Source organism: Microbacterium sp. LMC-P-041 (assembly GCF_030209555.1).
In the GTDB taxonomy this organism is placed as follows: domain Bacteria; phylum Actinomycetota; class Actinomycetes; order Actinomycetales; family Microbacteriaceae; genus Microbacterium.
Genome location: NZ_JARVRV010000006.1, coordinates 148,264 through 162,022 on the forward strand (window position 1 = coordinate 148,264; position 13,759 = coordinate 162,022).

The 13,759-nt window shown below is 66.9% G+C and carries 12 protein-coding genes; 8 read left to right on the forward strand and 4 right to left on the reverse strand.

The annotated features are described in order from the left end of the window. The first annotated feature begins 101 nt into the window (after positions 1-101). From QRN21_RS13495 to QRN21_RS13505, 3 genes are read left to right on the forward strand one after another with little or no spacing between them, the layout of a single operon-like run. A complete protein-coding gene (locus QRN21_RS13495; RefSeq protein ID WP_285364495.1) occupies positions 102-1,421 on the forward strand; it encodes an ABC transporter substrate-binding protein in 1,320 nt (439 codons plus the stop codon). Then, a complete protein-coding gene (locus tag QRN21_RS13500; protein ID WP_285364496.1) occupies positions 1,418-2,353 on the forward strand; it encodes a carbohydrate ABC transporter permease in 936 nt (311 codons plus the stop codon). The genes QRN21_RS13495 and QRN21_RS13500 overlap by 4 nt, the downstream gene beginning before the upstream one ends. After that, entirely contained in the window at positions 2,350-3,243 is an 894-nt protein-coding gene (locus QRN21_RS13505; RefSeq protein WP_056514761.1) for a carbohydrate ABC transporter permease, read from the forward strand. The genes QRN21_RS13500 and QRN21_RS13505 overlap by 4 nt, the downstream gene beginning before the upstream one ends. An 83-nt stretch (positions 3,244-3,326) precedes the next feature. Here QRN21_RS13505 and QRN21_RS13510 read toward each other — a convergent pair whose 3' ends face one another. The 4 genes from QRN21_RS13510 to QRN21_RS13525 all read right to left on the reverse strand — a co-directional run bounded on the left by QRN21_RS13510 (position 3,327) and on the right by QRN21_RS13525 (position 7,271). After that, a complete protein-coding gene (locus QRN21_RS13510) occupies positions 3,327-4,103 on the reverse strand; it encodes an ATP-binding cassette domain-containing protein (protein WP_285364499.1) in 777 nt (258 codons plus the stop codon). Beyond that, positions 4,100-5,191 (reverse strand): ABC transporter permease, encoded by a 1,092-nt coding sequence (locus QRN21_RS13515; protein ID WP_285364502.1) that lies wholly within the window; start codon positions 5,189-5,191, stop codon positions 4,100-4,102. The genes QRN21_RS13510 and QRN21_RS13515 overlap by 4 nt, the downstream gene beginning before the upstream one ends. Positions 5,192-5,267: 76 nt before the next feature. Beyond that, positions 5,268-6,296, reverse strand: a complete 1,029-nt coding sequence (locus tag QRN21_RS13520; RefSeq protein ID WP_285364505.1) for a substrate-binding domain-containing protein — start codon at positions 6,294-6,296, stop codon at positions 5,268-5,270. 213 nt (positions 6,297-6,509) lie between these two features. Next, the gene (locus tag QRN21_RS13525; RefSeq protein ID WP_215169499.1) at positions 6,510-7,271 is read right to left on the reverse strand and encodes a GntR family transcriptional regulator; all 762 of its coding nucleotides are present in this window, start codon (positions 7,269-7,271) and stop codon (positions 6,510-6,512) included. Positions 7,272-7,431: 160 nt separating this feature from the next. On the opposite strand from QRN21_RS13525, the gene iolC reads away from it, so the two are divergent. Genes iolC through iolD form a run of 5 tightly spaced genes read left to right on the forward strand, consistent with a single transcriptional unit; the run spans position 7,432 to position 13,742 of the window. Continuing rightward, complete coding sequence (iolC, locus tag QRN21_RS13530) at positions 7,432-8,388, forward strand: 5-dehydro-2-deoxygluconokinase (RefSeq protein ID WP_285364508.1); 957 nt, start codon at positions 7,432-7,434, stop codon at positions 8,386-8,388. Continuing rightward, on the forward strand, positions 8,385-9,296 hold the full coding sequence (locus tag QRN21_RS13535) for a Cgl0159 family (beta/alpha)8-fold protein (protein WP_285364511.1): 912 nt from the start codon (positions 8,385-8,387) through the stop codon (positions 9,294-9,296). The genes iolC and QRN21_RS13535 overlap by 4 nt, the downstream gene beginning before the upstream one ends. Before the next feature lie 25 nt (positions 9,297-9,321). After that, the gene (locus QRN21_RS13540; RefSeq protein ID WP_285364513.1) at positions 9,322-10,842 is read left to right on the forward strand and encodes a CoA-acylating methylmalonate-semialdehyde dehydrogenase; all 1,521 of its coding nucleotides are present in this window, start codon (positions 9,322-9,324) and stop codon (positions 10,840-10,842) included. Positions 10,843-10,902: 60 nt separating this feature from the next. Further along, positions 10,903-11,829 (forward strand): 5-deoxy-glucuronate isomerase, encoded by a 927-nt coding sequence (gene iolB / locus QRN21_RS13545; protein WP_285364514.1) that lies wholly within the window; start codon positions 10,903-10,905, stop codon positions 11,827-11,829. Further along, positions 11,829-13,742, forward strand: coding sequence for a 3D-(3,5/4)-trihydroxycyclohexane-1,2-dione acylhydrolase (decyclizing) (gene iolD / locus QRN21_RS13550; protein WP_285364516.1), 1,914 nt, complete (start codon positions 11,829-11,831; stop codon positions 13,740-13,742). The genes iolB and iolD overlap by 1 nt, the downstream gene beginning before the upstream one ends. Positions 13,743-13,759 lie beyond the last annotated feature (17 nt).

The window sequence follows — 13,759 nt, forward strand, 5'->3', positions numbered from 1 at the left end:
AAAGGGCAACCGGTTGACACAATCACGATCGACGCCGGAACGCCCACGCAGCAACCGATCCCGAACCGCCAGACGGTTCATCGTTCGAAGGATTTTCAATGATGAGGACCACGCGTTACACACATTCTCCCCGCAGCATTCGCCGCCTGGCGCTCGCTGCAGGCGGCATCGCCCTCGCGACCGCGATCACGCTCTCGGGATGCTCTTCGCCAGAGCCGGCGGAGTCCCCGGGGGAGGCAGAGGACGTCGAGCTGACGTTCATGAACCAGTCCCGCGGCCAGGAAGCCGCTCTCACGCAGCTCGCCGAGCAGTACGCAGAAGAGACCGGCGTCACCGTCACGATCGATTCGCCCGGACCCGCCGACTACCTTCCCAAGCTGCAGGCGCGAGCACAGTCGAACTCGATGCCCGACATCTATTCCTCGTTCCAGGCCACCGACATGGCGCCGTTCTACAAGGCGGGCTGGGCGATGGACCTGTCGTCCGAGCTCGAGGGCGAGTGGAGCGATGACTTCAGCCCGGCGATCATCGAGATGTCGACTTTCGAAGAAGGCAACAATCTCGATGTTCCCCCGGGGATCTACACCGTGCACTGGGAGACGCAGACGTACGGCTTCCTCGTGAACCCGGCGCTCACCGGCATGACGTTGGACGACGCCCCGACGACGGCCGGCGATTTCATCGAGGCCCTCGCCGATGCGGATGACGGTGCCGCCGGCTTCTCGGTCGCGGCGTCGCTGACGCCGCAGTTCCTGCAGGCGATCGCTTCCAACTGGCTCACCGACGACGAGATCGCCGCGACCTTCAACGGTGAGGAGAGCTGGGAGCAGGATGCCTGGCGAGAGGCCTTCCAGGTGCTCGTCGACATGAAGGACGCCGGCGTGATCGCCAACGACGCGCTCGTCGGGGGTCAGGACGACAACCCGAACGTGGAGTCGTCGTTCTTCACCCAGGCGATGGGCTCGATCTTCGACGCGTCTCCCGGTGTCTCCGTGGGCCTTCGCACGAACCCCGAGTTCGAGGATTACTTCTCGGTGGGCATCCCGGTCGTCGACGGCGGTACCGAGGATCCCCGTTCCCCGGGCGTCCCCGGAAAGGGCGCGGTCATCAACCCGAAGGGTGAGCACCCCGAAGAGGCGCTCGCGTTCGTGAAGTGGCTGACCGAGCCCGAGCAGCAGGCGGTGTTCGCCGAGGTCGGCCGCATCCTGCCGACGAACCCCGAACTGCTCTCGAGTGGCGACGTGCCGACGCAGCTCGCGGGCTTCGCCTCGGGAGTCGAGACTGTCCAGGTCATGTCCGCGACGTTCGCGACCGACGTGCGCACCGCGATCGTCGCCGAGGCTCAGCGGGTCGTGCTGGGTGAGGCGACGATCGACGAGGCTCTCGCCAACATCCAGGCCGCCCAAGACCGAGTGTCATGACGACCTCCTCTCTCCCGCTTGCTGCGCGGCGCCCCACCCGGGCGCCGCGCAGGAAGCGCTCATTGCGCGCCAACCTGCTGGGCTGGCTGTTCCTCGCACCCGCCATCGCGCTGATCGGCATCTTCACGATCGTCCCCTTCGGGCAGGCGATCCTCCTCAGCTTCCAGTCGTGGGACGGCGTGAGCCCTGACACCCCCTGGGTCGGATTCGCGAACTACGAGTTCATCGCAAGCGATCCCGTCTTCTGGGCGTCGATGAGGAACGTGCTGTTCTTCGGGGTGGTCGGCTTCTTCGTCGGCAACGGCGTCGCACTCGCGATGGCGCTCGCCGTGAACCGCATCACGCGGGGGAAGACCTTCTTCCGCACCGTCTTCTATCTGCCCGGCGTGCTCTCGGTCGTCGTCGTCGGTCTGCTCTTCTCCTTCATCCTCGCGCCGGGGTCAGGCGTGCTCAATCGCGTCCTCGAGATGGTCGGTCTCGGCGCGCTGCAGCAGAACTGGCTCGGGGACCCCTCTGTGGCCCTTCCCGCTGTGGCCGCGGTCTTCGTCTGGTTCCACTGGGGGTTCGGTTTCCTGCTGTTCCTCGCAGGGCTGCAGGATGTGCCCAAGGAGCTGTACGAGGCTGCGGAGCTCGACGGCGCGAGTCCGTGGACCCAGTTCCGCTACATCACCTGGCCGCATCTCGCGCCGGTCACCTCGATCGTGAGCCTGCTGACCCTGCTCGCCGCTCTGCAGATCTTCGGAACGGTGCAGGTGCTCACGAACGGCGGTCCCGGCTATCACACGATGGTTCCCACGCTCGCGATCTTCAACGAGGCGTTCGTGAACTGGCGCTACGGAAGTGCGGCCGCGATGTCCGTGGTCTTCGGTGGCGCTCTCGTGCTGCTCTCGGTTCTCCAGCTCGCCATCACCGGGCGGAGGTCCCGCGCATGACACTCATCACCCAGCCGCCGGTCGAGGAGGCGGAGACCACGATCGACCAGCCCCGGCCGCGACCGCGTCGTCGCATCCGCGCCGACAGAGTGGGGCTCTACGGGCTCCTCATCATCGCGGCGCTGACAGCGCTGCTGCCTCTGCTCTGGATGCTCTCGGGGTCATTGCAGAGCCTCACCGAGTTGCTGTCGAACGACACCTTCCTGCCGGCTGACCCTCAGTGGCAGAACTACATCACCGCCTGGGTGCAGGGCGACCTCGGCACGTATCTGCGCAACAGCGTGATCTACACGGGATGCGCCGTCGCCGGCATCCTGATCGTGTCGAGCCTGGCGGGCTACGCGCTCGCGCGCCTCGACTTCGCAGGCAAGGGCGTCTTCACGTTCATCATCCTGGCGGTGATGATCATTCCGGCTCCGGCGATGTTCCTCGCGCAGTACAAGCTGCTGATCTCGCTCGGTCTGACCAACAACCCGGTGGGCTACGTCCTCATCCTGATCACATCGGGCATCCCCATGTCGACCCTCATCATGCGCAGTTTCTTCGTGAGCCAGCCTCGAGACCTGGAAGAGGCCGCGGCGTTGGACGGGGCCGGACCGCTCCGCATCTTCTGGAGCGTGATCCTGCCGCTCGCGAAGCCAGGGCTCGCAGCCGTGGCGGTCATCCAGGGTCTCGGAGCGTGGAACGAGTACCTGATGGCGCTCGTGCTGTTCGACGACAACGCGCTGATGCCCATCCAGCGAGGTCTCACCGCGTTCACGTCCGCAGAGACGCCGCAGCAGCAGATCCTGCTCGCCGCGACCACGATCTCGATCGTGCCCGTGGTGATCTTCTATCTGATGGCCCAGCGCCACATCGTGAAGGGCATCGGCGCCGGAGCGATCAAGTAGCGTCTTCGCATCATCGGTACTGCCGGGTACAGCGAGGCCCCGCACTGCGCTGCAGTGCGGGGCCTCGCGTGTGGAGCTGCCGGTCAGATGCCCACTCCGGCGCGGAAGCGGTCGACCCCGATCTGGCCCTCGACCACGGCTGCGGTCAGCTCTTCGACACTGGTGTCCTCGCGCCGCACATCGAGGATCTTCCTGCCGTGATTCATCACGATGTGCCGATCGCAGACCTTGTAGGCGTGGTGCAGGTTGTGGGTGACGAGAACCGAGCTCACTCCCTCGGTCTTGAGCTGTCGGAGGTAGTCCAGAAGAGCCTCGGTCGCACGCACGGCCAGGGCCGATGTCGGCTCGTCGAGGATGAGCAGGCTGCGCTTGAAGTGCACTGCCCGCGCGATCGCGACGGCCTGCGCCTGTCCTCCCGACAGTGACGAGACGAGCTGCTTCGAACTCTTGATGCCCTCGATCGTGACGACGGTGTCGAGGATGTTCGTCGCGATGGCATCCATCTGCTTCAACTTCATGAAGCCGAGGGGGTTCGTGATCTCCCGACCCATGAAGATGTTGCGGGTGATCGACATCTGATCGACGAGGGCGGAGTCCTGGAAGATCGTCTCGACGCCCAGCGACTCGGTGGTCGGTCGGTTGACGGTGGGCACGGCGGCGCCGTCCCAGTAGTAGGCCCCCGAGGTCATCGGCACGACACCGGACATGATCTTCACGAGGGTCGACTTGCCTGCGCCATTGTCGCCGAGCAGGCCGACGACCTCGCCGCGGCCGATGTCGAACGAGACGTCCTTCAGCACGGTGTTCGCACCGTACTTCTTGGTCACGCCCTCGAGACGCAGCAGGTAGTCGGAGGTCATGATGCCTTGCCTTCCATGAGCTTGTTGAAGACGGCGGCGATCACGATGATGAGGCCGACGAAGAGCTGGATGTAGAAGCCCGGTGCCTTGGCGAGGATCAGGCCGTTCTCGATGAGTCGGATCAGGGCGGCGCCGATGATCATGCCGATGACCGATCCGCGACCGCCGTTCAGAGAGGTGCCTCCGACGACGGCGGCAGCGATCGCCATGAGCGTGTAGTCATCGGTGCTGCCCGGCTGCATGGAGCCGGTGCGGACGGAGATCAGGATCGCCGCGAAACCGACGAGCAGGCCGAAGACTCCGAAGGCCAGGAGGCGTACGGAGTTGGGCTTGATCGAGATCGCCTTGGCTGCAGACGCATTGCCGCCCACTGCGAAGATGTGGTTGCCGAGTTTGTGGCGGTGCAGGAACGCCCATGCGGCAAGGCCGATCAGGACCAGCCAGACCAACTGCGACCGGAAGAAGCCGAAGTCGCCGGCGAACACCGTGACGAGAACGTCGTCCTTGCCGTCGACGAGGATGGCGGGAGAGGTGCCGTTGACGAAGATGCTCGCGCCCACCCAGAAGAACCCCATGCCGAGTGTGGCGATGAAGGACGGGATGCGGGTGAGCACCACGATGAGTCCGTTGATCAGAGCGATGGAGGTGGAGGTGGCGAGTCCGGCGACGATGCCCCAGCCCCAACCGACGCTCTCGGAGACGTTGATGAAGACGATCGCGGTGAAGCCGACGTTCGCGCCGAGAGACAGGTCGAACTCGCCGGCCACCATCAGGATGCCGGCACCGAGGCCGAGCAGCGCGAGCACGGGGATGCTCTGCGAGATGACTCCGGAGAGGTTGCTTGCAGAGAGGAAAGGGAAGGCGGCGGGGGCCACCGAGCCGGCGATGATGAAGCCGACGAGCACCAGCGCGACGATCACGCCGATCTCGAGGGCACCCCTGCCTCGGCTGTAGCGGATGCTCTCGCGGAGCGAGTCGGTGAACGTCCGCGGGGTGCTGTCGCCGAGCATCCGTCCGGTGACGACGGTCTCGGTCGGGGCGGGAGCGGTCAGGACGTGCTCGCGCGGTCTTTCTGTGGGCTGAGACATCTCATGCCTTTCGGGGAAGTGAGGAAGAAGGAGGCGGGGACCGCGCCCCAGGCTGCGGCCCCCGCGAGTCGAGCTCTCAGAAACGGACGCCCTTGAGCTTGTCGTTCTCGAGCAGATCGACGTTCGACTCGTCGATCAGGCCGCGCCCGCCGGAGTTGATGTTGGCGGGGGAGAGGCCGAAGTCGATGTAGAGGATTCCCTGCGTGACGGACTGGAATCCCTGCACGTACCCCTGCTGGTCGGCGGTAGCGATGATGTCGCCGCTCTTGATCCCTGCGACGACCTGAGGCGAGGTATCGAAGCCGACGACCGGCACCTTCACTCCGGCCGCCTCCATGGCGGCGACGATGTTCCGGTGCGGGGTGCCGCCGAGAGGAGCGATCGCGGCGACATCCGGGTTCGCCGTGAGCCAGGCGGTCAGCGAGTTGAGCGCTTCCTCGTCGTTGCCCGACGTGCGCAGGAACTCGCCCTTCGCACCGACCTCGTCGAGCGAGGACTGCACGCCACCGCCGCGGTTGATCGCGTAGGCCTGCTCGGGCTCTTCGGCGGGGAGTAGGACCTTGTCGCCGCTCTCGAGACCTGCTTCTTCGACGAGCCGTTCGCCGACGATCTCCCCGACCTCGAAGAAGTCCTGCCCCACGAAGCCCGACACGCAGTCAGCGGCCGACTCGGGCGCCGGCACGTTGTAGGCGACCACGGTGATGCCCGCCTCGGCGGCGTCGCAGGCGACGCCCACCCACTTCTCGCCCTCGTTGAAGGGCATGAAGATCAGGGAGGGGTCGGTGGCGATCGCCGTCTGTACGAGGTCGACCATCTTGTCGGGGTCGCCCTCTGCGGTCTGGTGCGTGAGCGTCAGATCTCCGAGTTCGGCGGCATCCTCGCCGCCCTGCAGGATCTGGGCCCAAAAGGGATCGCCCGCCGGGTTGTAGTAGGTGAAGAAGTAGGCGTTGCGGTTCTCGGCGAGAGAGCCGTAGCCGCTCTCGAGACCGCTGGACGCGTCGGTCGAGCCGTCGGAGGCGGCGGCGGAGCAGCCCGCCAGGGCGAGGGCCGACACGGCGACGGCGACGAGGGCCATCCCGGTGCGGGAGCTGTGTGTGAGTGTCACGACGTCGTGATCCTTTCTTGCGCCGGCGGGTTCCGGCTACCGTCGTTGGTGCGCTGAGCGTATCCAGCACCTAGCAAGAAGTCAATAGAATGTCATAACATTCGAACCTGAAGATCGCAGACCGTTTCCAGGGTCGCCGATGGGGGCGGGGAATCCGTCGATTCGCCACCCCTGTTGTCCGCATGCTGCTGCGCCGAGCCGGCGCCGCGCAGGCTACTTCGCGACGAGTGTGGTCTCGAAGCTGTAGAGATCGGGGCGGTAGATGTGCACCCCGAACTCGATCGCTCGGCCGGCGCCGTCGAACGAGGTGCGCTCCATCTGCAGCACGGGCCCGTCCCGGTCGATGTCGAGCAGCTTGCCCTCGTCGTCGTGAGCCCGTCGAGCGCCGATCCGCTGCTTCGCGACACGGATCGTCACGCCTCGACTGCGCAGAATCTGGTAGAGGCCCTGATCCTCCAGCTGCTCCCGGGTGATCTCGGCGATGTCGGCGGGGAACCAGTTCTCGAGGATCGCCACGGGGCTGCCGTCGGAGGTGCGGCGGCGGCGGATGTGCAGCACCTCCGCGCCCGCTGGGACGCTGAGGTGCTCGGCGACGTTCTCGGGGGCGGGAGAGAGCTCGTGCAGCAGCACCGTCGTGCCGGGGCTGTGCTTCGTGCTCTGCAGGTCGTCGAAGAGGCTGGTCAGCTCGACCTGGCGGGTCACCTGCCCCTGCACCACCTGCGTGCCGATTCCGCGGCGACGTACGAGGAGGCCCCGATCCACGAGCTCCTGGATCGCCCGCCGAACGGTCGGGCGAGAGAGTCCCAGGCGCTCACCGATCGCGATCTCGTTCTCGAGGCGCGCACCCGGCGGGATCTCGCCCGATCGGATCGCCGCCTCGAGCCTGCTCGACACCTGGAAGTACAGGGGAATCGGCCCTGTGCGGTCCAGATCGTGGAACAGGTGGTCCGGCCATACGCCGTCCGTCGTCGCCATCTCGTGGTCTCCCTCGTTTGTCGCGACAATATTACCTCCCGCAGACTTTGTCACCTCAGAGCGCGAGAGCCAGGCGCGCGGGCCCTTGCGAGAATCGAGCCTTGTGTTATTGTTAGGACATATCCCGTCCATTGCGATCAGGAAAGTTGTACACAGGAGTATGACCGGAGAAAAGACCTTCGACGTCGTCGCCCTCGGGCGCCTCGGCGTCGACATCTACCCCCTCGAAAGCGGCGTCGGTCTCGAGGACGTGGCGACGTTCGGCAAGTACCTCGGCGGAAGCGCGGCGAACGTCGCCGTGGCCGCCGCTCGTTATGGCCGGGCCGTGCAGCTCGTCTCCCGGACGGGCGACGACCCCTTCGGTCGCTATCTGCATCGAGAGCTCACGCGACTTGGTGTCGACGACTCGGCCGTCGCCGTCGATCCGGATCTGAAGACGCCCATCACCTTCTGTGAGATCTTCCCTCCGGACGATTTCCCGCTGTACTTCTACCGCGAGCCGAAGGCACCGGACCTCAACATCACGCCCGATCAGCTCGACGCCGATGCCATCCGTGCAGCCGGCGTCGTCTGGTCGACGGTGACCGGTCTTTCGCAGGAGCCCAGCCGCCAGACGCACTTCGATGCCTGGGCGATGCGCGGTCGCGCAGATCACACAGTCCTCGACCTCGACTACCGGCCCATGTTCTGGGCCGACCCGAGCGAGGCGACCGCTCAGGTGGGTCGCGCTCTCGAGCACGTCACCGTGGCCGTTGGCAATCGGGAGGAGTGCGAGGTCGCCGTCGGCGAGACCGAGCCCCTCCGAGCGGCGGATGCTCTTCTGGAGCGCGGCGTACGACTGGCCATCGTCAAACAGGGACCGAAGGGCGTGCTCGCCAAGACGGCCGACGAGACGGTCGAGGTGCCGCCCCACTTCGTCGACGTCGTCAACGGACTCGGCGCAGGCGACGCGTTCGGTGGCGCCCTGTGTCACGGGCTCCTCTCGGACTGGGGTCTCGAGGAGATCCTCCGATTCGCCAACGTCGCCGGCGCGATCGTCGCCTCGCGACTGGAATGCTCGACCGCCATGCCCACCGTGTCCGAGGTGCAGCAACTACTCGAAGGAGTCCGAGGATGACCGGCATCACCCTCTCGGCAGACGACTTCTCCCGTCTCCGTGACCTGCGCGCCTCAGCGCCGCACGAGATCGCCTCGCGACTGCGCAACCGCCGCCGACGCGACCTGCTCGGGGTCGACGGCAAGCTGTTCATCGTCGCCGCCGACCACCCCGCCCGTGGCGCTCTCGCCGTGGGCTCCGACCCCATGGCCATGGCCGATCGGTACGACCTGCTGGATCGACTCGCGACGGCGCTGAAACGCCCGGGCGTCGACGGCGTGCTCGGCACCCCCGACATCATCGACGACCTGGCCGCCCTCGGGCTGCTCGACGACAAGATCGTCGTCGGGTCGATGAACCGAGGCGGTCTGAGGGGCGCGACCTTCGAGATGGACGACCGCTACGGCGCCTATACGGTCGACGAGCTCGCAGCGATCGGCGCAGATTTCGCGAAGACCCTGATCCGGATCAACCTCGACGATGCAGGAACCGCACCCACGCTGCAGGCGACGGCCGACGCTGTCACCGCCGCCGCAAGAGTTCGATTGCCGATCATGCTCGAGCCGTTCCTCAGCCGCTGGAAAGACGGCCACATCGTCAACGATCTCTCGACGGATGCCGTCATCGCCTCGATCGCCATCGCGGCCGGCCTTGGCGCGTCGTCTGCGTACACGTGGATGAAGCTCCCGGTCGTCGAGGACATGGAGCGGGTGATGGCGGCCACCACCATGCCGACGCTGCTTCTCGGCGGCGACTCCGGCGCCGACCCCGATCAGACCTTCGCCGCGTGGGAGGACGCTCTGACCCTCCCCGGCGTGCGCGGTCTCACCGTCGGCCGCACGCTGCTCTATCCGCCGGACGGCGACGTCGTCGCCGCCGTCGACGCCGCAGCCGGGCTCGTCCGCGGCGCCGCCGCACCCATCCGCTGAACTGCCATCCACGAAGGATCCACCCATGAGCACCCCTGAACCTCGCGTCATCTCCCACTGGATCGACGGCGCCGACAGCCCCTCCAGCAGCGGACGCACCGCGCCCGTCTACAATCCCGCCACCGGAGCAGTGCAGGCGCACGTCGCGCTGGCCGACCAGGCCGAGATCGATGCCGCCATCGAGTCCGCCCAGCGCGGGTACCAGGTCTGGAAGACCTACTCGATCGCGAAGCGTCAGACCGTCATCTTCGCGTTCCGCGAGCTGCTGAACGCCCGCAAGCGCGAGCTCGCCGAGATCATCACGGCCGAGCACGGCAAGGTCGTCTCCGACGCCATGGGCGAGATCCTCCGCGGCCAGGAGGTCGTCGAACTCGCCACGGGATTCCCGCACCTCATCAAGGGCGCATTCAGCGAGAACGCCTCGACCGGAGTCGATGTCTACTCGCTCAAGCAGCCGCTCGGCGTGGTCGGCATCATCAGCCCGTTCAACTTTCCCGCCATGGTGCCGATGTGGTTCTTCCCGGTCGCGATCGCCGCAGGCAACGCGGTCGTACTCAAGCCGAGCGAGAAGGACCCCTCGGCTGCCCTCTGGATCGCTCAGCTCTGGAAGGAAGCCGGTCTTCCCGACGGCGTGTTCACGGTGCTGCAGGGCGACAAGCTCGCTGTCGACGGTCTGCTCCACAGCCCGGTCGTGCAGTCGATCTCATTCGTGGGCTCGACGCCGATCGCGCAGTACATCTACGAGACGGCGTCGAAGAACGGCAAGCGGGTGCAGGCTCTCGGCGGCGCGAAGAACCACATGCTGGTGCTGCCCGACGCCGACCTCGACCTGGTCGCCGACCAGGCCGTCAACGCCGGTTACGGCGCCGCCGGCGAGCGCTGCATGGCGATCTCGGTCGTGCTGGCCGTCGAGCCCGTCGCCGACGAACTGATTGCCAAGGTCTCGGAGCGCATCGCGAACCTGCGCATCGGCAACGGCGCGGGTGTCGACGGCGTCGAGCCCGACATGGGACCCCTGATCACCGGTGTGCACCGCGACAAGGTCGCCTCGTACGTCGACATCGCAGAAGCTGACGGCGCGAAGATCGTCGTCGACGGACGCGGCCTCACGATCGACGGACACGAAGACGGCTTCTTCTTCGGGCCGACCCTGATCGACGACATCCCGACCACGTCGCGCGCCTACACCGAGGAGATCTTCGGCCCGGTGCTCTCGGTCGTGAGGGTGCAGACCTTCCAGGAGGGTCTCGACCTGATCAACTCGGGCGAGTTCGGCAACGGCACCGCCATCTTCACCAACGACGGAGGCGCCGCCCGGCGCTTCCAGAGCGAGGTGGAGGTCGGGATGATCGGCATCAACGTGCCGATCCCCGTGCCGGTCGCGTACCACTCGTTCGGCGGCTGGAAGGCCTCGCTCTTCGGCGACGCGAAGGCGTACGGTGTGCACGGGTTCGACTTCTTCACGCGGGAGAAGGCGATCACCAGCCGCTGGCTCGACCCGGCCACGCACGGCGGAATCAACCTCGGATTCCCGCAGAACAACTGACCCGATCCGGATGCCGCCCGCGGGGGAGCGGGCGGCATCCATTCCTCTGAGAGCACGAAGATGAGCACCACAGAAGATCGCTGGTTCCACCGACGCGGCACACTCGCGCGCGACGGATGGCAGAGCGTGGTCGACGCCTCGCTCGCGGGGTGGCAGCACACCGGCATCCGCATCGCCGAGCTGACGGAGGGCGACGAGCTCGAGCTCACGGCCCTCGACGTCGAGCGGGTCATCGTGCCGCTGGCCGGGTCGTTCCGCATCGCGCATCACCATCACCCGGGTGAGTGGCACACACGACTGCACGGTCGTGCGTCGGTGTTCGACGGGCCGACCGACGTGCTCTATCTGTCGATCGGCACGACGGCGACCATCAGCGGCGAAGGCCGCGTCGCGGTCACCGAAGCGCCGACCGCCGAGCGTCGCGACTGGCAGTACATCGCCGCCGAGGAGACGCCCGTGGAGCTCCGCGGGGCGGGGCGCTCCAGCCGTCAGGTGCACAACTTCGGCACTCCGCAGGCGCTGGACGCCGCTCGGCTGATCGTCTGCGAGGTCATCACCCCGGCCGAGAACTGGTCGTCGTACCCTCCGCACAAGCACGACGAGCACAAGCCGGGGCACGAGTCGCGCCTCGAGGAGATCTATTACTTCGAGAGCGCCCCGTCGCGCTCGGGCGGCAACCCGGACGCGGCCGACGGCGCCTTCGGGATGTTCAGCACCTACTCCTCGCCCGCAGGTGAGATCGACATCAATGCGATGGTCGGCACCGGTGACATCGCACTCGTGCCCTATGGCTATCACGGCCCGGCCGTCGCCGCCCCGGGGTACGACCTCTACTACCTCAACGTCATGGCGGGTCCCGACCCGGAACGCACGTGGCTGATCAGCGACGATCCCGCTCATGCGTGGGTTCGCAACACCTGGGACGGTCAGGAGTTCGACTCCCGGCTGCCCTACGAGCACGACACCGACAAGGAAGGCCGGCCCTGATGGCTAACACCAAGACGATGACGGTCAGCCAGGCGCTGGTCGAGTTCCTCGGACACCAGTGGACCGTCGACGGCGACATCCGCGAGCGCACGGTCGCGGGCATGTTCGGCATCTTCGGACACGGCAACGTCGCCGGCATCGGTCAGGCGCTCAAGCAGTTCAACGTCGAGCAGCCCGACCTGATGCCGTACTACCAGGCGCGCAACGAGCAGGCGATGGTCCACCAGTCCGTCGGCTACGCCCGGATGCACCGGCGCAGAGGCACTCTCGCCTCCGCGGCCTCCGTCGGACCGGGTGCGGCGAACATGCTGACCGCGGCGGCCCTGGCGACCTCGAACCGGCTTCCCGCGCTGCTGCTGCCGAGCGACACCTTCGCCACCCGCGTGGCCGATCCCGTTCTGCAGCAGCTCGAGCACCCGCACGACCCCGGCATCCAAGTGACCGATGCCTTCCGGCCGCTGTCGGTGTTCTTCGACCGGGTTCAGCGCCCTGAGCAGCTGTACTCGATCGCGCTCGGCGCGATGCGCGCTCTCACCGACCCGGTGCAGACCGGAGCAGTCACGATCGCGCTGCCGGAGGACGTCCAGGCCGAGCGGATCGATGTGCCTCTCGAGTTCCTGCAGGATCGCGAGTGGCACGTGCGCCGGCCTCTGCCCGAGCGCGCGGCGCTCGCTCGGGCAGTCGCCGCCATCCGCTCGGCGAAGCGTCCGTTCATCGTCGCCGGAGGAGGCGTGCTCTATTCCGGTGCCGAAGATCACCTGCGCACACTCGTCGAGGCGACCGGCATCCCGGTCGGCACCTCGCAGGCGGGTGGCGGCTCGCTCGTCTGGGATCATCCGCAGTACCTCGGCGGCGTTGGCGCGACGGGCACTCTGGCGGCGAACCGCATCGCGGCGGAGGCCGACGTCGTGATCGGCATCGGCACGCGGTACAGCGATTTCACGACCGCCTCCCGCACCGCTTTCCAGAACCCCGATGTGGTGTTCGTCAACATCAACATCGCGTCGTTCGACGCCTACAAGCACGGCTCGCAGCTGCCGGTCATCGCCGATGCACGCGAGGCGCTGACCGAACTCGCCATCGAGCTCGAGGGGTGGGAGATCACCTCCGAGTACACCGAGCGCATCGCCCGTGAGAAGGCGGCGTGGGACGCGAGCGTCGACGCGGCCTTCGCCCCGTCAGGACTCGCGCTGCCCGGCCAGTCCGAGATCATCGGCGCCGTGCAGTCGGCTTCCGCCCCGGAAGACGTCATCGTGCAGGCCGCAGGCTCGCTGCCCGGAGACCTGCACAAGCTGTGGCGGGTGCGCGATCCCCTCGGCTACCACGTCGAGTACGCGTTCTCCTGCATGGGGTACGAGATCGCGGGCGGAATCGGCGCGAAGCGCGGGCTGGTCGCCGACGGCGACGACCGAGATGTCATCGTCATGGTGGGCGACGGCTCGTATCTGATGCTGAACACCGAACTCGTGACGGCCGTCGCCGAGGGCATCAAGGTGATCTTCGTCCTCATCCAGAACCACGGCTACGCGTCGATCGGGCACCTCTCCGAGACGGTCGGCTCCGACCGTTTCGGCACCTGGTATCGCGAGTACGACCCTCAGGCGCGCAACTTCCAGGGCGAGCAGACCCTGCCGATCGATCTCGCCGCGAACGCCCGCAGCTACGGACTCGACGTGATCGAGATCGAGCCGGGAGCCGGGGCCATCGACGCGCTGTCGGCAGCTGTCGCCGAGGCGAAGGCGTCGGCGACATCGACCTTCATCCACATCAACAGCGACCCGCTGATCTATGCGCCGGACGGCGACGGATGGTGGGACGTGCCCGTCCCCGAGGTCTCGACGCTCGCCAGCACGCAGCAGGCGCGCACCGAGTACCTCGCACAGCAGGCGCACCAGCGTCCGCTCCTCGGCTGACTTCAACGGAGAACTGA